Here is a 21777-nt window from a genome sequence, read left to right on the forward strand (position 1 = left end):
ACGTTTATACTGAATAATAAATAATTATCCGATCTAGAATTATGAGGGGATACCTCAGTTCAGGATGACGACGAATAAACCGTCATCCCGAGTGCAGCGAGATCTCTCCTGAGTGCGACTGCGAAACAGATACAATGCCACTTTGAGGGAGATCCTTCACTGCGTTCAGGATGACGTAGTTTGGTATTAATAGAACGAATAAATGGAGCCATAAAAACAAGAAATCATGCGACTCATTGATTGTTTTTCCATTAAATGTTACATTTGATGGTTAACTATTTATGATGAATCCAGGTGCATGGACATTTTTTATTTAACTCAACTAAACTCACATTATTACAGTTATCCGTCTAGCAATTTGCCTTACTTCTGCACCCATTAAGGATCCAATTATGAATCATTCAAAAAAAGTGTTGAGCGTCTTTTCTTTGGTTATGATTAACATAATTGCTGTAGACAGTTTAAGAACTCTCCCCATCAGTGCCAAACTCGGGTTATCATTAATCTCCTATTACGTAGTAGCAGCGTTTGCTTTTTTTATTCCTGTTGCCCTGGTAGCCGCCGAATTGGCCACCGCTTACCCGAATACCGGAGGTATCTATGTCTGGGTTAGAGAAGCTTTTGGCAGACGAGCGGGTTTTATAACCATATGGTTGCAATGGATATACAATGTCGTCTGGTATCCAACCATGCTGGCTTTTATTGCAGCAACATTATCCTATTTAATCGCCCCACATTTAGCAAATAACAAATTCTATCTTTTAGGAACTGCATTAAGCCTTTTTTGGCTGTTTACCCTGTTAAATTGTTTTGGCATGAAATTATCAAGCATTGTAAGTATATTAGGCGCAACTATAGGTACCGTTCTACCTATGCTTATCATAATAATACTTGGTGTTGTATGGATGTTTCAAGGCAGACCAATGGCGGTTAATTATCCCTCTTCCTGGTTTCCCGATTTTAGCTCTTTAGGAAATTTGGCACTTTTTTCAGCAGTATTGTTTGGTTTGATTGGCATGGAGATGTCAGCAGTACATGCCGAAGAAGTTAAGAACCCGCAGCGAGATTATCCCAGAGCACTGCTATACTCTACACTAGTGATCATATCAACTCTATCGCTGGGATCATTAGCTATCGTCATTGTCGTTCCCAACGATCATTTGAGCGTGGTATCTGGATTAATTGATGCGTATGCCATTTTTTTCAAATCCTATAATATGCCCTGGATGACCTCAGTTATTGCCGTACTCATCATTTTAGGTGGCTTGAGTGGTGTTTCTGCATGGATTATTGGTCCAACCAAAGGATTGTTAGTATCGGCTCGTGATGGTTCACTTCCCGCACGATTTGCTCGTGTAAATCGCTTCGGAGCACCTGTTACTATTCTGGTTACTCAAGGAGTAATATTTACGATTTTGAGTAGTATTTTTATATTGCTTGATTCCATTAATGCTGCTTATTGGATATTAAGCGATTTAAGTGCGCAAATGGCTTTATTAGTTTATATCATCATGTTTGCAGCTGCTATTAAATTAAGGTATTCCAGACCAGATCATCCTCGCGGTTATACCATTCCTGGCGGTAATATCGTTATGTGGCTTGTCGCCGGGATCGGAATTATATGCTGTGTCATCGCGATGATAGTCGGTTTCATACCGCCATCTCAAATACCCATAGGTAATGTATATCTCTTCGAAGCGTTCTTGATTGGCGGTTTAATCTTATTTGTCCTGGTACCCTGGTTATTCGCAAAAAGACATGAAGATTAAATGTTCATTCGTCATCACGGGTATTGATAATTCATTATTTTATTCCTAATACCTCGCGACGGCTGCCTGAATGTACCTCGCTTTTGTACATCATACTACTCAGCGTGAATGAGTAAACACTATAAATTGGATTAAATAACGAACCATCATAGCATTTGTTTTTTTACCAACTGCCTAAAAAAACCACCCTCTCTCAATAACTGTTGATAATTCCCTGTCTGTACTATCTTTCCCTCAGCAACTACATAGATTCTATCTGCGTTAATCAGTGTACTTAAGCGGTGAGCAACAACAATTCGGGTAATGTTCAGTTGTTCAATATGATGCATTACCTCTGCCTGAGTTGTATTATCCAAAGCAGAAGTCGCTTCATCCAAAAGCAGAATTCTTGGTTTTCTTGATAACGCGCGAGCAATCATTAATCGTTGCCTTTGTCCCACAGATAAGGTTTTTCCACCTTCAGTCAACAGTGTTAGCATTCCCATAGGCATTGCTTCAATATCTTTTGCGAAACCAGCCAGTTTGGCAGCCTGCCATGCATCATCCACAGTACATAAACTTCCAGCAACAATATTTTCAAATACTGTTCCAGGAAATAATGAACCATTTTGCAAAACAACACCAAATTGCTCTCTGAGTAAACGTACATTTAAAGTATTTATATTTTGACCATCAAAATATATAGCCCCCTGAGTCGGCGTTTCAAAACCCAATAACAATCGGATCACAGTTGATTTTCCGCTGCCAGTAGCCCCAGTTATTGCTATGAACTCACCAGGTTCAGCACAGAGGGATATACTATTTAATACAGGTGTTTGAGCCCCCTTATATTGAAAGCTAATGTCTTTAAGTTGAATTGTACCAGTCAACTCTTTAAGTACAACGCCTTCCATCTCTGGTGTTTCTTGTAAAATGGGGCGAATTCGTTCGTAGAGCGGAATTAATTCTATTGACTTTGAAAGCACTTCAGATAGCGCTAGCAACGCGCTGAAAAACTGTCCAAATGCAGCATTAAATGCGATAAAAGCACCAAAACTCAGGGTAACCATTCCACTGCCTATCATTGCATATAGAAAGATAAAAATGACTACGGAGAAAAAACCTCGGATGAGTTCAAATCGTAATTCCCAAAGCGATAAAAACAGGGATAATCTGCTTTTTTTACAAAACATGTTTATCCAGATCGCAAATGCACGTGACTCACTATTGCTAATCCGTAGCTTGCTGATACTGGTCAAATATTGAAAGGACAATTCAGTCAGTTGAGCCTGCAATTCAATAATTGGTCTTTGGTATTTTAGGAGTACTATATTTGAAATAGTGATTAAAATAACAACCATTAAAATAAGTAAAATAGACCATGACGCAAGAATTGGCGAATAATAAAACATTAAAATCAGCGTAATAAAGGAAAAAATGCCGCCTAAAAGCGCATGTAATCCAGTATTGGTTAGTTCCTCTTGCATTGCATCTATCCCGGCAGCACGTAAAGTTAAATCCCCTGGACTAAATCGATGGAAAAATGAAACAGGAAGTCTAAGCAATCGATCCCATACAGCAGGCTGAACCGTTGAATTCATTTTAAATCGTACACGAAGAGCTGAAAAATTCTGAGCCAGGCTGAATAATGCAATTCCAAAACACGCGGCAATGATCCCAAATACGCTTTGAGACAAGATACTTAAATTAGCTCCGGGTACTGCATCATCCAAAATAATTCCTGTTAAAACGGGTACTACCAAGCCAAAAATGCCAATTAAAATTTGCATGCACAGGATGCGGAAGCAATCAGCCTTTTGATTAATCATTGCAAACTGAAACAATCGACCAAGATTGATTTTTTGATCAGGGAGGGTGCGATAGAAAGTATAAGCTCTGGGCGATAAACCCTCGATAAAGTCTGGAGTAATTGATTCATAGACACCTGACTGAACATTAAAAAAGCGATACTTACCTGATTTACCCGGTATTAATGCCAGAGGTTTATCTGTATCTTTTTCAAATACAATCATCGGGCCATTATCAAAATCCCACCAGCATCCTGTTAATAACGTAGTTCGAAACCGAAAACCCGATGCTTTTACTATAGCTCGAAGCATTTCATGATTGGTGTACTCCGATGAGATATCATCCGGTTTCTTCAAAGGGATTTTTAAATATTGTGTCACTAACTGGCAGGCTATCCAAAGCTCATCTTCATTTTTACCAGTGAACGCCTCTTCGTTCAAATCAAAAACGGATACTATTTGAGCCATGGCTTCATCCATGATGCGATCATTGTTTTTATCCATCATTCACCTCCAGCAAAAGGTGTTTATAAACACCGCCGAGTTGTAATAATGAATCATGCGTTCCACGCTCAACGATTATCCCTTGCTCAATAACTAAAATTTCGTCACAGGAACGGATTGTACTTAAACGGTGAGCCACAACGAGTATAGAACAACCACGTTTCTTTAAATTAGCGAAAATTTTTGCCTCAGTAAGGGCATCCAGTGAGGATGTAGCTTCATCAAGAACGAGTAAATTGGGTTTGGTTACCAAGGCTCTTGCAATTTCCAACTGCTGGCGCTCTCCCCCACTAAAATTAGCACCTTGAGTATGCACCGGACTTGTTAATCCCAGCCCGCGTTGCTTTAATAATGAGATGAGTTCTGCATCTTCAATTGCTTGTTCTAATGCCTTAGTGGAAACAGTTGAGTCCCATAAGGTCAAATTATCCAGAATAGTTCCTTCGAAGAGAAAAATATCCTGATCTACAAAGGATAATGTAGTACTAATCAACTCTCTAGATAGCTCTGAATATCTATGATTATCAAGTAATATATCTCCAGACCATGGCTTATATAGGCCACAAGCCAATTTCGCGATGGTTGATTTGCCGCTTCCAGTGGACCCCACAATTGCCAAAGATTTTCCCGATAATAGTGAAAAATTAATTTCCTTAACTACGGGTTCGTCTAATGGAGAATAACCATAACTAATATTCTTCATGGTTAAAGTACCATCCAATTGATTTACTGCATCCAAAGTACTGGCCTTATTCAGTTTTTTACTCATTAATTCAGTATCTTCTGGATTATTTAAAATATCATTAAGACGAGACAAATCAGCTCGAATTTCCTGAAGTTTTGTCCCAAGCCCTATCAATTCGTTTAACGGTTCATTGAAACTCAGCAATAAATATTGAAATGCGATCAAACCACCAACGGTTAAATACCCGTCCATAATACGTATACTTCCAATCCCTAATATCAATGCAGTAGAAATTCCTACTAAAATTGGCGATACAACGGACATAAACGTTGTATAGAGTTCAATACTCTGTTGGCTATTGATGGTTTTTGCATGATAACCAGCCCATCGCTGAAAATAATCCTCTTCAACTCCAGAAGCCTTCAGGGTTTCAATACCCTGTAAGCCCGCCATTTCCATACCAGTCAGCTTACCTTCCTCTTGATATAAGCGCATGCTTCTATTGGCAATTTTTTTTGCAATCAAGAAAAAAACCAGCGCATTGATCAGCGCAATAAATATTCCGATAACAGCAAGCATCCAATCAAACAAAGCCATTATCAGGGCATAGATCACCATATTAATTAGTCCAACCACATTTGAACTAAGATCTGCAGACAAGAGTTCTGCAATATGATCATTAGATGCAATACGAGAACTAATGTCACCTGAAAATCGTTGCGAAAAAAAGGACATCGGTAAGCGTAATGTATGCCATAAAAATTGAGCTGAAGTTGTCATCACCAACTTCAGTTGAAGCCTTATGATATGAATATGTTCTATCCATGTCAGTACGGCGGCCATCAACCCTGTAAGTAACATCCCCCAAAGTAAAGGCAACAACCATCCCGAAAGGTTACGAATGAGCACTTCATCTATAAATATTTTTGCGAACGCAGCCATCAGGATATTGGGTATCGTAAGAAAAAGACTGGCCAATATAATAAATAAAAATGCTTTTCGAGTACCGGAAAACCGTGATTTCAAATTGTGCCATAACGTATCTTTAACACCACCAGGAACAAAATCAGAGGTGAGTTCAAACAATAAGACAACACCCGTAAATCCCAGGCTAAATTCCTTATAAGTCAATGATCGTAAGCCAACAGCAGGATCGTTTATGTATACTTTGTTATTATCAAATCCTTCAATAACGACAAAATGATTAAACTCCCAAAATGCAATACAGGGATAAGAAAGTTTAGATAAATCAGCCAGATCCGCCTCAGCACCCTGAGCCTTTAAACCATAGCTTCTGGCCGCACGTAAAATATTAAGCGCTTTACTGCCATCACGCGAAACACCGCAAACGTATCTTAATTCTTCAAGAGTCACATAACGATGATGATAGGCCAGAATAATAGCTAAAGCAGCTGCGCCACATTCAACGGCCTCCATCTGTAAAATGACTGGGGTTTTTACCCTGTGTGGATGATTCATTCCAGACCCCATATTTTTTTAAATGCAGGTATAACTAATGTTATGGGAGGCTGCTCACGAATAGTAATCATCGCATTGACCAAAGTACCTGAAGTGATTTTTACTTTAGGACCCGTTGAGGAAGACCATTTCAGACCACTAAAAACCGAAGAATCATCTTGAAGATGAATTCGTACAGCAACAGGAACCTCTTTAATTGAGAATTGCTTTACCAATTCTTCATTTTGCAGAACTGAAATCATCTCTTGTGAGGAAGATGGGAATTCTGCTACATGCATTACCGTTCCATAAATGCTTCCATACTCGGATTTTTCAACTGTAGTAGGAGAAACCAGGGCCTTCATTTGGATTTTAATCTGTTTTCCTGCTTCTGGTGGAAAATAAACCAGAGCATCAAGTCCTTTTCCTTCGCTGGCAATTGCCAGAATAGGACTCCCTACGTTAATAATGCTGCCGAGTGTGCTACGAATATCGGTAACTACTCCATTAATCGGACTAATCACATCTCTGGAGAGCTTCAATTGGATTACCAGATTATTCAATGCCAGGGTTTCATCTGTGATTTTTAATGATAACTGACGGAGTCGCTCCAGCCACTGATCTTTGAAATTAAATTCTTCTTTATCTAGTTCAACTAACTTATCTTTATTTCCTTCCAGCTCAATTTTGACACTGTAATACTCTTGATAGGTATCTTCCAGATTTTGCCTGCTTTCAATCCCTTTTTTAAAGGCTGCCTGCCTGATTGTCAATAATTGGAATAAATGCTCATCCTTAAGCTCGGTTGATGCAATTACCTGCTTTAAAGAGGCTCTCTGCGCTTCAATTTCATCCTTATTTTTTGCAATAGCCTGTTCAGATTGAATTTTTAATTGAGATTCGGTATTTTTTAACTCTTTAAGATAATGTTCAAGAACCTTAATTTTTTGAAGCAGATCGGGGCGAGATAAAGTGGCAACTACTTGTCCTTTTTTAACCTGGTCACCGGGCTTAACCAATAATCCGACAAGAAACGCAGGGCCATCAGGAGCAACTGCATTATAGATATCTCCTCCTCCAGCCAATAAGATACCCTGCCCCTCAACTCGGGTCGGTATGCTTCCAAATATTGACCATAAGAACACAACAAACAGTACCAGATAACACGTTCCAGCAATTATCCATGAACGAGGAGTCACCACTTGAATCAATTGATCTAATTGTTCTGGTGATGAAAGCTGTTTTAGAGCTTCTTTACGAAACCTTATTCGCCTTGACAAAGCTTCCCTTCCTTAAATGAATTGTCAACAGAACTTAATTTACGATATCTATATACACTATCGATTGTTCTTTTATTATGAAAATCCGTGTCTGTTTTTTATTCTGAATGCAGTCATGCGAGTTGCACTCTTTAATTTTGCTAATTCATTAATATTCAAATTTTTATTTGTGGTTGCAGGTGAAACTCTAAGTTTACTAATATCCAAGATTCCGGGTAATGATTCCGAAGGTGGTGTGGGTTGTCTTATATAAGCTCTTCTAACTGGTGAGAAGGAAAAACCTCCAACAATCTGATTCAGGTCTTCATCAGGCAAGTAGTTCATGATTCACTCCAATAAAGGGTACTATCCATCTCCCTTGCACAAATCCATGCAATGATGCATATATAAATTATAGCATAAGAATAAGGGTATAAATTCTCATTGAGATCCATTGAATGGTTGGATTTATATAACGAATTATTAGAGAATTATGATTAGGTTTTGTTGACATTTGGCCAGTATTACAAATAAATCACTTGTCGCCTGCACCAGGAAACATCAACAAAACCTAGGATCATGTTACTGTAATTGCTCTACCTTTGTTTTGATTACAACAGCTGCTTTCCTTTTTTTCTTCTGAATCCAAAACTGCGCTCATTGGCAATAGCTCCAGCAGAAGCAATTTTGGGAACGGCTGAATTTGTAGCATTTATAGGCGGTACTTGAGTTACGCCCGTTCCCGCACGAGCAATAGCATTTCGTTCAGCTAGCGGCGGTTTAATACCATTGATTCTTCTTATAGTCATGGGTGAAAAGCCCCCAACAATCTGGTCGAGGTCATCATCAGGTAAATAATTCATGATTTACTCCAATATAGGTTTATGCCCCTCTCCCTTTCAAAAATCCATGCCATAGGACATGTGTAAATTATAGCACATGAATAAATGTATATAATTTAGTCGACAATACTTGATCTCTATTATTGATAGATAAGAATAGTGATGCTGAATAGAATAATGCATTAAATAACGCGATAAACCTATTGAGTTGACCTTAAGCAAGATCAACTCAAGTAAACTGTATAAAAACAGACTAAATATCTTCGGGTAAAGACATTAGACTGGCATTGCCTCCTGCGGCGGTTGTATCAACAGTATAGGTCCGTTCGTGACACAAGCGGACCAGATAGTTAGGGCCACCTGCTTTAGGTCCTGTGCCTGATAGTCCTTCGCCTCCAAACGGTTGCAATCCAACAACCGCGCCTATCATGTTACGATTCACATAACAGTTACCGGCATGAATTCGCTTTCGGATGTATTCAACGGTTTCATTAATACGACTATGTATCCCCAGAGTTAATCCAAAACCAGTCTTATTAATTTGGTTTATTACTTGATCCAGATTTTTTCTTTTAAATTGAATCACATGCAGCACTGGTCCAAATACTTCTTTTTCCAAAGCATCAATATTATCAATGGCAATCGCTGTTGGAGGCATAAAGTATCCTGATTCACACTCATCGCTCAGTTTACATTGGTACAGAATTTCATACCTTTTTTTCATATTCTCGACATGATTTGTCAAAATAGCCAATGCATCTTTATCAATCACAGGTCCAATATCTGTTGCCAACCAACGTGGATCACCTACGACCAATTCAGCCATGGCACCTTTGAGTAATTCTATGGTTCGTGGATAAACTTCTTCCTGAACAAATAGTACACGCAGCGCGGAGCATCTCTGACCAGCACTGCCAAATGCAGAAACTACTGCATCAACAACTACTTGCTCTAACAAAGCTGATGAGTCAACAAGCATGGCATTTTGTCCACCGGTTTCTGCAATTAAGGGGATTATTTCACCACCACGAGTAGCCAAGGTACGATTGATCAGATTTGCTGTATCGGTTGAACCGGTAAACAAGACTGCTTTTATCCTTTTATCTGAAACCAGAGCGGCTCCTATTGTCTCTCCAGCACCGGGCAATAATTGAATCGCTCCAGCAGGAATTCCGGCCTGATGCATTAATTTAACTGCATAAGCAGCAATCAAAGGAGTTTGTTCTGCTGGTTTGGCAATAACACAATTACCTGTAACCAAGCCAGCGACGACTTGACCGGTAAAAATAGCCAAAGGAAAATTCCAGGGGCTGATACACAATATCGTTCCACGAGGATGCAAACTTAACTCATTTAACTCACCAGTATACCCATGAAGTTTTGTTGGACTCGCCATTAATTGCTGAGCCATATGGGCATAATAACGACAAAAATCTACAGCTTCACGAACTTCTGCTACACCATCATTCCAGGTTTTTCCAGCCTCAAGGCAAGCTAAGGATAAAAACTCCATCATATTAGCTTGTAATAAATCAGCAAACCGATTGATGCAGGCAGCTCGTTCTTCAACGGGAATACTGCTCCAGACTGGGAAGGTTAATTCAGCCTGCGCTAATGCTTTTTCAACATCGTCCAAAGTTGAGTTCTGAACTGAACCCACTACTCGTGACGGTTGTTGGGGTGAAGTTACTGTCTGTTGATTATCAAAGGTTGTTTTTCCAGCAACCAGTGGTCCAGCACTCCATTGATTTAAATTCAACTTTGCTAATTCCTGCTGCAATAATGCTCTCTCGTGGCGGTTAGTAAAGTCAACTCCTTTTGAGTTCATACGCGCAGGTAAAAACAAATGTTCAGGTAAAGGGATGTTCTTATTCATACTATTAAACAGAGACTTGGCTTTGGTAATCGGGTCTTCTACCAAATCGGTAATTGGCGCATTGTCATCGACAATTCTGTTCACAAATGAAGAATTAGCGCCATTTTCCAATAAACGACGAACCAGATAAGGAAGAAGATCTTCATGACTGCCAACAGGGGCATAAATTCTGCAGGGGATACCAAAACAATCAGCAGGAACTATTTGCTCATAGAGCTCATTACCCATTCCATGCAAACATTGAAACTCAAAATCCCTATAGTCACCAACCAGATTCAAAATCATTGCTACTGAATAGGCATTATGAGTAGCAAATTGAGGATATATAGCATCGGTCATTGTTAATATTTTTTTTGCACAGGCTTGAAAGGAAACATCAGTGAACACTTTACGAGTAAAAACGGGGTATTCTGAGAAGCCTTGCATCTGAGATTTTTTGATCTCGCTATCCCAATAAGCGCCTTTAATCAATCGAACCATTATCCTGCGATTTTTACTCCGGGCTAAGGCAGCAACCCAATCAAGAACATAAAATGCTCTTTTTTGATACGATTGAACAGCAAGACCAAATCCATCCCAACCGTCCAGGCTTTCATCATTAAACACTTTTTCAATCACATCTAACGATAAATCCAGACGCTCTGATTCTTCGGCATCTATAGTTAAAGCAATGCCATATTCTTTTGCCAGACGTGAAAGAGCCAATAATCTGGGAGGCAACTCTTCCATAACCCGTTCGTATTGAGATTCATTATAACGTGGATGAATTGCAGATAATTTAATAGAAATACCCGCGCGTTTATATAAATTTGAGTTTTTATCTGCCTGTTGGCCAATGGATTCAATTGCTTTTTTATAAGCCTCAAAATACCGTATGGCATCCACTGACGTTAAAGCCGCCTCACCCAACATATCATAGGAATATCGATATCCTTTGCTTTCTTTTTTCTTCGCCCGAGTTAAGGCCTCATTTATAGTACGTCCCATAACAAATTGCTTGCTCATTATACGCATAGCTTTATCAACAGCTGTTCTAACAACGGCTTCGCTACTGCGATTGACCAGTTTCATCAATGCTTTTGTCAGCGTATTTTCAGCTTTTTCAGGTGTTAATACCTTGCCGGTTAACATTAAAGCCCAGGTGGTAGCATTCACAAAAAAAGAATCACTTTGACCACGATGAGATTTCCAGTCTCCTCCGGCCAGCTTGTCTTTAATTAGATTATCAATAGTGGCGTTATCAGGTACTCGCAATAAGGCTTCGGCCAAACACATCAAGGCAATACCTTCATCACTGGATAAAGCATACTCAGTAAGAAATGAATCAATACCTGTACTCTTCTTTCTTTCTGCGCGTACTGACTCTACCAGCTTCATTGCGTTAGCTCGAATTGCAGTCCGTTGATAAGGTTCGATTGCCGCTTTTTCACAAAGCTCGGTAATTAAAGAAAGCTCATCAGCGCGATAAGCTTTATTAATAGCAGCTCGTAAACCTTCTGGTACATGAATGGACTGCTTTTCCAGCATAATATTCTCCGATTTCTAATAATAAGTTTCAACAAAAGATCATAGTTCAGAACTAATACAAATGAAATAAATTAGTTAAAAATTGTAGTGGATTATATGCCTCCTATCGTGTCTAATAAAGTAAAAACTCGTTCTGACACTGTATTTTACAGGATAAATTGATCTCAAAAAGATTAAATTTAATACAAATTGACAAAGGAAAGTCATGTGCTTTGAAATAAATTTGATGCAATTTGAACAAAAATCAATCATTTGCGTTTTTCATACGGGTGATAAGCCCATGAATTGAATAATATTTTACCCTGATGGGCAAGGAAAACCCTTATGATTTTACAATTGCGTCATTTGTTAATATAATCACCATCTTTTTCGATGACCAATAACGGTGATTTAACAAGAAGAAAGGAGCAGTATGAATACATTATTAACTCTAATCTCAACCGTCATATTAACAAGTAATATTACATCCAGCACCCCTTCATTTGCGAAGCCTGGACCAGATTTAAATACGCAAGTTCAGCATTTAAGCACTAAAGCGCCCAAGCTGAACAGAAATGTTTTAAAGCTTGCTTTAACCGCATATACAAACGCGAACAAAAGAGGCGCGGTTAAAAAGCCAGTTCTAACCGTAATTGATTACTCACTACCATCAAATAAGCAACGTATGTGGGTATTCGATGTTCGAAATGAAAAACTTTTATATAACACTTATGTTGCTCATGGCAAAAATTCTGGTGTTGTTGCCAACCATTTTTCGAATAGAGAATCAAGCAAACAATCGAGCCTTGGTACTTACATTACTAAAAATACGTACATAGGTCATAAAGGATATTCATTAAACCTACAGGGACTGGATCGAGGTTTTAATGATAACGCATACAACAGACGTGTTGTGATACATGGCGCATGGTATGTAGAGCCAGATTTTATCAAAAGAGCTGGTCGTGCTGGTCTGTCCTGGGGATGCCCAGCTATAGCTCAGACTTTGGCTAAACCCGTAATCAACACCATTAAAAATGGCTCAGTAATATTTGCATATTATCCTGACAAAAACTTCTTATCACACTCAGGATATCTGGTAGCCTAAATAATAAAGCCAGGGCAAGCCCTGGCTTTTCGCAGTCATCCGTATAAGAACTTCCAGTTCTTATTGTCATCCTGACAAATCAGTTCCATCTGATTACAAATCCCTTTGCTTGACTTATATCCTTACAAGTCATGTTTATAATGTAGCAACGGATTAGCCTAATCGCAAGGACGTACTTGAGACATTTACTGTATTCTTAAATTAAAACCACCTCATGCAGAAAAGTAAAAATCATTTAATTACATGAACTTAGATAAATACCGGGATATCGGATGTCAAAAAAATTGGCATTATCTGCATCTGAATTGAGAAATCTCTTACACGAAATAGAGCAATTAATCTCAATACTAATTAACTGTTCATAGCACGAATCCACTGCATAGGTACTATGGGTAGACCGACCGGTCTAAATTCGAGATATCCTCGATCCCGCAACAACGAATTGGTGAATTCAGGAATAATGGGATTATGGGGATCGCAACCAAAAGAATAAGAATGGACCCTCCGCCTGCGCGGAGGGAGACGAGGATAGAGTAATATAAGGGGGCATCTGGGCACTTCATCGATGGCAATTATTGATGCAATGGACAATTGAGCAACATTAATTGAACTATAAATAATCAACGTTTTTACTCTTAATGAACAAAAAACAAACACGAAATCTCAATTTTATAATGATTTAACGTGAACAGCAGTATTTGATGCTTGATTATGCTATAAGTTATGATAGTTTATTCAAGTTAAAAATGTATCCGAGTAGGACTATGAACCAACAGATAAATCCAGTTAAAAAAGATAAGTTGCAAATTATTGATTGGCTTATTGAACATTTCCCCAATGCTTTTTTTAAAAAAGGGAATCAGGTAAAACCACTTAAAATAGGTATCTTTGACGATATTATTGATTTTTATGAGCGATTAGACTCTCCTCCGTTCAGTAAAAAATCACTGCGAGAAGCCTTAAGTTATTATAGTGCATCACCAGCGTATCTTAACTGCCAAAAACCAGGCATTGCTCGAGTCGATATTTATGGAAATGAAATTGATGTTGTTACTCCCGACCAGGCAAAATATGCTCATCAACGTTTTCAGGAACGATATAACAAAAAGAAAGAAACTGAATAAGTTGCTTTTTAAGAACTTAAATAGCTTAATCACTTTACTGTAATTAGTTAGTTGTCTCAGCAACAGTCTAAAGATTCAAGATGATAATGATTGAATTATCATCTTGAGGAAATCAATGTTCCTTTCTCCTCTTCAGAACACACTTTTATCGATGGGAATCAACCGAAGTCTATTGGCTATTACTGTTCACCGCGCAAAGCCATTAAATAATTTACCGAGACATCAGCCCCAAGAGAAGCAGTTCGGGCTATCGGATTATAATTTAATCCTTTCAAATCGATCATAATAAAACCACAAGAGCGTGCCATTGACGCCAGTTCACTGGGCTTTATAAATTTATCATAATCGTGAGTTTGCTTAGGTAAGAGATTTAATACATATTCTGCAGCAATAATAGCACTGGCATAGGCTTTAAGAGTACGGCTGATCGTCGATAAAAACAATAAACCGTCAGGTTTTAGCAAACGCTTGCAATGGTGCAATACTTGTTCCGGTCTCTGTACGTGTTCTAACAGTTCCATACAGGTAATAACATCGAAGAGGTTGTCCTCATAATCCTCAATAGGCGTACACTGATATCGAACATTCAAATCATCGTTCCGAGCATGCTCTCCGGCTGCCTTAATTGCTTCGGCTTCAGCGTCGATACCTGTAACCTCTGCACCATTTCTGGCCATAGATTCACATAATATCCCACCTCCGCAACCAACATCCAGAACGCGAATACCGGTCAGATTGATTTGTTGTGTAATAAAATCAAGGCGAGTCAAATTAATATCATGCAACGTTTTAAGAGGCCCTTCAGTATCCCACCAAGCCTTTGCATGCTGTGCGAACTTATGCAGTTCCTGTTCATCTATTGTTGATTCACTTTTTATCATAAGTTAATAAGTCCAGTGGTTTAAAAAATTCAATGACACGTCGATTGGTAATGAAACTGACATTATATGGATGTTCAGCGATTAAGCCTACAGATAATATATCCTGTGGAATATTATTGGCAATCTTACCTAATAAAATTAACTGAACTGATGATTTGAGCAACAACAACTGCTTCAATAGACTAATCATAAAGGGATGCCAGTATCGTGCATGATAAGGTATTTTACCCTCACTATACACCAGGCAGGCATTCAGTAATAAAATCCCTTTATTCAACATTCCTCGAAAAAGCTCTTCTGCTGAGTGTACCAGGTTCTGCTTATCCACTTCCGCTATTGCCTGTTGTGACGTGTCGTCCTGTAAAGATCCTCGAGCAATTAATAACATTTTAATCAGATTTCTTAAAGAAGTGGCTCTATTTACTGATTTAGCCAACCCCTGACTACTCCAGAGTTCCTGAACCGAATTATCCCAGAATGCATATCCATTTGCGGATTCAATCCGTGGATAAGGAGACTCACCAAAAAGGATATATCGCGTACTTGAAAGAGGTAAACTAAAGGCGGAAAAGAGATTTGTGACTCCAGGCAACCAATTTTTATCGTCCAGCAACTGGTTTAAATAATTCTTATCCATCACTTCAATTGCGGTATTTAAAATCGGTTGCCACTCAGGATGGCATTTATCTAAAGGAAAATGAGGGTTCATGACACAACCTGAAACTGCTTTATGAAGACTGCTTTAAATTATAAAGAGTTACTGCCGTATTCACTACCATTATTTCGCTATATAAATAATCTTGCTCATTTAGACCATACTGACTGATGCCATTAATTTCCATTGATAAATACACCTGTGTGTCTCCAGGATGATATCAATCTCTATATAAATAATGACGTAGCCCCTATCTTTACTAGACCTATTTTGTTACAATGCAATCAAATATTGTTCTTTTAATTCGTTGTGAGTACTGCTTTGAACCGTCATGAGAATATATCAAGTGATATGCTCCATAATCAAAACTGCTACGCTTATCTACGCCAATTGCACCCCTTTATATCAGATAAACTAATCGCTGTTCTACCTGGCTTATCCGCTCTGGAAAAACTGGATGAAGAGTATGATCCGAAATATCCCTACGGTAATTTATATAGCTTTACCATTGCCTATCTGGAGGATCAGATCGACGATGTATATAAAACATTGAGTCAAAGGAAAGCGAAGAAGCTGGACAAGCTTATTTTCAGCATCTATCACAATGACAATCATATTCTAGAAAATACTGAGTGGATCAATAAAATTGGAGCGAAAACAAGACCAAGACAAGTCGATATAGCTAATGAAATTGCCAAAGTTTTAGCTGATCATAAAGACACCTCCGTTAATAAATTATCCCCTACGAAGGCTGAGAGTCTGCTCAATCGATTTTTAACTTTATTTACTCCGAATTTTAAACCGCAACTGGATACTAATCTCCCATCAATCAAGCATTTCTCTTTTAACAAATACTCTCCAAATATTGAGTTCCGTTTCAGTACTCAGGCGCAACGTCATAATGGTTCTGTGCGAATTAGTCCATTATTTTTACGCTGGTTAGAGATCAATGCCAAGAAATATCCACCTGAGCAACCCATTTGTCACATATATTTTAATAATCTGGGGCTTGATAGGAATGATCTTCTGGATATACCTGGTAACAATGAAAAACAGTTGAGCCTTGAACTGCACAAACTGGAACAAAACCCAAAATATAAAATTGCGGTGATCACTCTCCCTGCAAATACAGCGCTTATGGGTGCCGAACTTTATAAGAAACTGGATGATAAGTTACCGTATGCACAAGTATTTACTGAACTACTGGATGTCGCTGAAGGCAAAATGCATGCAAGTGGCGTCTCAGATTTCAGAATAAGTCCTACAATCAGAGCATTACTGTTTTCAGAGAAAGAAAATGAATCCCAAGTATTAAAACAACTACTAACCCAAAGTTTTGAATACATGGGATTTATAGAGGATGATGTCTTATCAACCGCTCAAAAACAAGCTGTATGGCTGCATTTTACTAAATACGAATTAACTGATTTTATCATCAACACCCTTAACCCTAATAACAAGTCAATCGGTTATAATTTCTCTTGTCGTGATGCCATTGACAGAGGTGCTGTTTCTTCAGTTTATTACAATTTACTTAAATCCATTAAAATGGATCAACCCATACAAAGAGAAGAATTTGAACGAGCTCTGGATAGTGCTGCGGCCAACGTTAAAGCCAGAGGCATGAATTTTCATCGCAAAATTATCTGGAATGCCCTGGATACACTGGTAAATGCGAATTATGAAGCCTTTAAGCAGGATGAACGATTATCCTGGTTAATCTACTGGAGAGATATGAATTGTCCTCATTCTCGTGTCGATCGTTTAATCAAAATTCGAATCCAACAATGTAAGGAACAACTTTATGATTTATCAACAAATCAACAGGCTTTAAAAAACTCCGGTCTTAGACTTCTTCATCGTATTAATCAACAATATGACCAAAAAGTAAATGGGCAACGACTTTTACTTGAAGTAGTCTCCAGAACATCGCATCTGTTGAACGCAGCTCCAACTGATGAGTCCATCCGGGAATATAAACAACTGGCTACTGAGTTAAGAATAAACCACCCCATCTTACATATAATCGCAGGACTCATGGAAGCCTTATTAGGATTGATACTCTATATACCCTCCTTCAGTTATTCTACTGGACTCATCAACCAGGGGATATCTCTTGCCAAAACAGGTTTTTTTGCTTCAGAACGAACAATCCTCTGTGATGAGCTGCTTGAATTTTCGGTAAACAATAGCGCAGGGCTTGTTGCTTGAACTATTAAATTATTCTAACATCGATCAAAATGATAATCAGGAGTGATTATGCTTTTGGCCAACTTCAATATACCGGAATTACTGACGAAACAAATTAAACTGTATTTATCAGATAACACACCGGCCTTTTCAGAATTAAAAACACTGATTCTAAGTAAAGCGCCTATTCCACAGGTTCACTCCAATATTGTAACTATCCTGACTGAATCCAGATACACGAATCTCAATACAGTTCAAAAAGCGCTAGAAGCTCAAGCACATAAAAATCAACTCGCTGAAGATGAAAAACAAAAAAAACAAGATCAATCAGAAGAAATAAAAGATGAAGAATTAAAAAAACGCCTGAATCGCGAATTGAAACATATTCCAACCCAGATCAGCAGTCATGAAACAGAATGTCGGATACTTCAACGAAAATTGGCTCGGCTTATTGAAGCCCCACCTCAAGTCGATGTAACTCAAAAATCATCATCCAACTCAGACAAATTACAATCATCAACCCTGAATGAACATAATCGGGCTATAGAAAAAATACGAAATTCAATACTTGATTATGAAATGAAAATTGAAGCTTTGTTAAAGGAGCAACAATCCAGCCAGATCAGACTGAATGAAATTGAGAAACGTAGCGAGATTCGAGAAATACATCAGGGTAAAAGAACCTTGCGTACACAAGCCAGTATAGGTTATCGCACTACAGGTGAAGGCATAGAAGAAACCCTATCAACTAAAAATCGTAATTTATTGGCGAAAAGCATCAAAGATCAACGTAATGCGATTGAAAAAAAGTACGCCGATTTAATCCAGGATTCAGAACAAATCAACTTCCCCTATTTTCTGGAAGAGCTGCTTAAATATTTAAACAGCTCAAAACCCAAGCTTACATCACAGGAAGTTGAGGCGTTAACGACCATTTTAAAACTGATGAAAAAGCATTTGGAATTTGAGCATCAAGCTATAACAACCGAAAGCAGTTTGAAAATTAAAAGACAATTTATAAGTACTCAAATTACTAAGTTAGCAGGATTGAATTCCAAATTAAAATCGCTGCAAGAAAGCAATCCAAACTTAAAGTCTGCCAACCAAAAGTTAGCAGCCAAAAATCTGGAGCTTTCGATTTCCCTGGCCAATTATATTAAATTACGCGATCGTTTAGGTAACCCAGCCCTGCTTTTGGTTGCACTGACCTTTGCTTTCTGTATTCCCTTAATTTTAACTGTTAGCGGAGTTATCCCCTTCTTTATAGGCCCAGCTTTACTCTATTCATTAGTATCCATACCTCCAGCCGCTTTATTTATAGCTACTCTTGGTGTAGGAATAGCCGCACTTGTATACAGCATCAAAGCTCATATGAATGACTCTGAAATTAAAACCAATTTACTCACAATTGAAATGAACTCCAAACATATGGGACGAAATGAGCAACATCTCAAAACATTGGAAACAGTAACCATCCCTTCATTAAATGCACAAATCAAAAAGGACGAAATTGCACGAGACAATTTAATCCTTTCCCTTAAAAGTTCGCAAACCAAAGCACTACAAGCATTTAATCAGGCCAAGGAAATAGAACCTGTTGCCTTTTCAGAATCATCCATCCTGGATACTAAAGTGCCAGCCCCTAAAGAAACAAAACAAGACAGCGAGGAAACGGATATTTCTGAACATTCTACAGATTCTGCTGATTCATCTTATGAAGAAGAGCTTGAGGGGAATAGTTATTCATGAAATGGATAAGGGGGCTCAGATTCTATTCATGAGAAATTCAACACCAGGTTAGGCCGTTTGACTACAGACTATTAATTAAGCTATTGTTTAAGCTTTAGTTTTAGAGTGATATACCATGGTTTTATCTTATAAAGAATTAATTAACACAATACAATCCAATCAAAAAATCATGGTGGCTCAGCTTCATGAATTCTGTGAAATCAATTCTGGAACCACTAATCTTGAAGGTTTGGCAACTATGGCTACCACGTTATACAATGCCTATAAACCTCTTGCGGACTCCATTCAATTTAAAAAACTGCAAGCTCTTTCAGTAATCAATATGAGTGGAAGCACAACAACACAGCATTGTGGCGATGCATTGCTTATCAGTAAACGCCCTCATTTAAAACGCAGAATTCTCCTAAGCGGACATATGGATACAGTATATGCGGCTAATAATCCCTTTCAACAGTTAACCTACATCAATGACAATTACGTCAATGGACCTGGAGTAGCCGATATGAAAGGCGGGCTCATTGTCATGTTACACGCATTATCTGCTTTCGAACAAACAGATATGGCCTCAGAACTGGGCTGGGATGTCGTCATTAATTCCGATGAAGAAATCGGCTCGCCCGCTTCCAGTATGCTTTTTGATGAGTTAGCGCCAAACTATCAGGCAGCCCTGGTCTATGAACCTGCAATGACAGCAACAGGTACTTTAGCAAAAAACCGTAAAGGCAGTGGGAAATTAACTCTGATTGCTACGGGTAAAGCGGCTCACGCTGGTCGATCTTTTGATGAGGGAAGAAATGCTATTTGCTACCTGGCAGAAGCAGTTACCGCCATTCACGCCTTAAATGGACAACGTGACGGGGTCACTATTAATGTAGGCAAAATAGCTGGTGGCGAAGCCTTAAATGTGGTTCCAGATAAAGCAGTAGCACAACTTGATATTCGTATCAGCCTTCCAGAAGATGAGTTTTGGGTCAGGGAAGAACTGAATAAACTAATCAATAGTATGAAACGAACGGATTACTCCCTGACTGTTCATGGTGGATTTGGAAGACCTGTAAAACGAGTGTGTGATGCGACTGAGCGTTTGTTTAAACGAGTGCAAAACATTGGAAAAGAATTAGGTTTATCTATAGACTGGAAAGACAGTGGTGGTTGCTGTGATGGGAATAATCTGGCTCGCCATGGATTAGCAGTCCTGGATACCCTGGGTGTGAGAGGTGGAAATATTCACAGCTCCGAAGAATATATTTTGCTTGATAGTTTATCAGAACGCGCAGCTCTTAGTGCCTTGCTCTTGACGGATTTGGCACAAGGCGGCTTAGAGGATCTAAAAAAATGATGCTATTTCGCAGCGTACGTGAATCAGATCTGGATGCGATTCACCAACTGGCAGAGAAAAGCGGTATAGGGATGACTACCCTGCCCAAAGATAAAGAATTACTTAAAAAACGGCTTGAATGGTCGTGTAATTCCTATGCAAAAAACGTAAGTAAGCCGGCCAGTGAATATTATCTTTTTGTATTGGAAGATCAAGAGAATAGAAAGATTGTAGGTACTTCAGCCATTGAAGCAAAAACAGGGCATGAAACGCCATTTTATTCCTATAAAGTATCCAAACGTACTCGAATATGTCATTCACTGGGAATAAGAAGTGATTATGAAGTATTAAGTCTGGTTAATGATAATCAGGGGCGCAGTGAAATATGCACTCTTTTTCTCGATCCGGAATATAGAAAGAACAATAATGGATTATTGCTTTCCAAAGGACGTTTTTTATTCATGGCCCACAACCCTGCACGTTTTGCTTCACTAGTTATTGCAGAGATGCGTGGAATTTCCGATGAACAAGGCCACTCCCCTTTTTGGGAAAATATCGGAGCCCATTTTTTTCATATGCCTTTTGCAGAGGCAGACCGGCTTACCTTAGCGACCAATAAACAATTTATCGCAGATTTGATGCCGCGTAATCCAATCTACGTCAAACTATTATCCGAGAGAGCTCAGGCTGTAATAGGCAAACCCCATCAATCCACTGTACCCGCAATGAATATTTTATTAAAGGAGGGCTTTCGTTATAACAACTATGTTGATATTTTTGATGCAGGTCCAACGATTGAAGCACCCATTACAGAAATTAGATCCATTGCCCTAAGTCGCATTATGGTGATTAAAAGCATCAGTGACGAAGTCAGCAGCAATGAATATTTACTGGCTAATACTCAATTGGATTTTCGCTCAACCATTAACTACGCCGTATTTAATGAACAGGAAAACACCTGTATTATCAGTAAGGAAACAGCTAATTTACTGAATGTAAAATGCGGTGACAGCCTCCGTATCTCACCTATAAGAATCAACGAGGCGCCCCCATTGTAATAAGGAAA

At 38.7% G+C, this 21777-nt stretch carries 15 protein-coding genes; 7 read left to right on the top strand and 8 right to left on the bottom strand.

Annotated elements, in window-relative coordinates:
- The first annotated feature begins 392 nt into the window (after positions 1–392).
- Positions 393–1769 carry an APC family permease gene (locus tag Lqua_RS06560; RefSeq protein ID WP_058473474.1) on the top strand — a complete coding sequence of 459 codons (1377 nt, stop codon included), beginning with the start codon at positions 393–395 and terminating at the stop codon, positions 1767–1769.
- Between the two features lie 146 nt (positions 1770–1915).
- Here Lqua_RS06560 and Lqua_RS06565 read toward each other — a convergent pair whose 3' ends face one another.
- The 6 genes from Lqua_RS06565 to putA form a co-directional block, all read right to left on the bottom strand.
- Positions 1916–4063, bottom strand: a complete 2148-nt coding sequence (locus Lqua_RS06565) for an NHLP bacteriocin export ABC transporter permease/ATPase subunit (protein WP_083501274.1) — start codon at positions 4061–4063, stop codon at positions 1916–1918.
- On the bottom strand, positions 4053–6224 hold the full coding sequence (locus tag Lqua_RS06570) for an NHLP family bacteriocin export ABC transporter peptidase/permease/ATPase subunit (protein ID WP_162264388.1): 2172 nt from the start codon (positions 6222–6224) through the stop codon (positions 4053–4055). Before Lqua_RS06570 ends, Lqua_RS06565 begins: the two co-directional genes overlap by 11 nt.
- Entirely contained in the window at positions 6221–7483 is a 1263-nt protein-coding gene (locus tag Lqua_RS06575; protein ID WP_058473477.1) for an NHLP bacteriocin system secretion protein, read from the bottom strand. The genes Lqua_RS06570 and Lqua_RS06575 overlap by 4 nt, the downstream gene beginning before the upstream one ends.
- A 75-nt stretch (positions 7484–7558) precedes the next feature.
- Positions 7559–7807, bottom strand: coding sequence for a hypothetical protein (locus Lqua_RS06580; RefSeq protein ID WP_058473478.1), 249 nt, complete (start codon positions 7805–7807; stop codon positions 7559–7561).
- Positions 7808–8073: 266 nt separating this feature from the next.
- Positions 8074–8325, bottom strand: coding sequence for a hypothetical protein (locus Lqua_RS06585; RefSeq protein WP_058473479.1), 252 nt, complete (start codon positions 8323–8325; stop codon positions 8074–8076).
- A 232-nt stretch (positions 8326–8557) separates the two neighbouring features.
- Positions 8558–11707 (bottom strand): bifunctional proline dehydrogenase/L-glutamate gamma-semialdehyde dehydrogenase PutA, encoded by a 3150-nt coding sequence (gene putA / locus Lqua_RS06590; RefSeq protein WP_058473480.1) that lies wholly within the window; start codon positions 11705–11707, stop codon positions 8558–8560.
- A 412-nt stretch (positions 11708–12119) separates the two neighbouring features.
- Here putA and Lqua_RS06595 point away from each other — a divergent pair, with 412 nt between their 5' ends.
- Both Lqua_RS06595 and Lqua_RS06600 read left to right on the top strand, forming a co-directional pair.
- Positions 12120–12794 (top strand): murein L,D-transpeptidase catalytic domain family protein, encoded by a 675-nt coding sequence (locus tag Lqua_RS06595; RefSeq protein WP_058473481.1) that lies wholly within the window; start codon positions 12120–12122, stop codon positions 12792–12794.
- Between the two features lie 764 nt (positions 12795–13558).
- Positions 13559–13918 carry a ProQ/FINO family protein gene (locus tag Lqua_RS06600; protein ID WP_058473772.1) on the top strand — a complete coding sequence of 120 codons (360 nt, stop codon included), beginning with the start codon at positions 13559–13561 and terminating at the stop codon, positions 13916–13918.
- A gap of 179 nt (positions 13919–14097) precedes the next feature.
- Here the strand turns inward: Lqua_RS06600 and ubiG are convergent, their stop codons facing one another.
- Both ubiG and Lqua_RS06610 read right to left on the bottom strand, forming a co-directional pair.
- Positions 14098–14799 (bottom strand): bifunctional 2-polyprenyl-6-hydroxyphenol methylase/3-demethylubiquinol 3-O-methyltransferase UbiG, encoded by a 702-nt coding sequence (ubiG, locus tag Lqua_RS06605; protein ID WP_058473482.1) that lies wholly within the window; start codon positions 14797–14799, stop codon positions 14098–14100.
- Positions 14786–15508 (bottom strand): uracil-DNA glycosylase family protein, encoded by a 723-nt coding sequence (locus Lqua_RS06610; RefSeq protein ID WP_058473483.1) that lies wholly within the window; start codon positions 15506–15508, stop codon positions 14786–14788. Before Lqua_RS06610 ends, ubiG begins: the two co-directional genes overlap by 14 nt.
- A gap of 267 nt (positions 15509–15775) precedes the next feature.
- Here Lqua_RS06610 and Lqua_RS06615 point away from each other — a divergent pair, with 267 nt between their 5' ends.
- The 4 genes from Lqua_RS06615 (at position 15776) to astA (ending at position 21769) form a co-directional block, all read left to right on the top strand.
- Positions 15776–17665: a hypothetical protein gene (locus Lqua_RS06615; protein WP_238585541.1), complete on the top strand. Its 1890-nt coding sequence runs from the start codon at positions 15776–15778 to the stop codon at positions 17663–17665.
- A gap of 48 nt (positions 17666–17713) precedes the next feature.
- On the top strand, positions 17714–19393 hold the full coding sequence (gene legC3, locus Lqua_RS06620) for a Dot/Icm T4SS effector LegC3/PpeA (RefSeq protein ID WP_058473485.1): 1680 nt from the start codon (positions 17714–17716) through the stop codon (positions 19391–19393).
- Between the two features lie 115 nt (positions 19394–19508).
- Positions 19509–20732, top strand: coding sequence for a hydrolase (locus Lqua_RS06625; protein WP_083501275.1), 1224 nt, complete (start codon positions 19509–19511; stop codon positions 20730–20732).
- Entirely contained in the window at positions 20729–21769 is a 1041-nt protein-coding gene (astA, locus tag Lqua_RS06630; RefSeq protein WP_058473486.1) for an arginine N-succinyltransferase, read from the top strand. Before Lqua_RS06625 ends, astA begins: the two co-directional genes overlap by 4 nt.
- Positions 21770–21777 lie beyond the last annotated feature (8 nt).

The sequence above is a fragment of the Legionella quateirensis genome (assembly GCF_001467955.1).
Taxonomy (GTDB): Bacteria; Pseudomonadota; Gammaproteobacteria; order Legionellales; family Legionellaceae; genus Legionella; species Legionella quateirensis.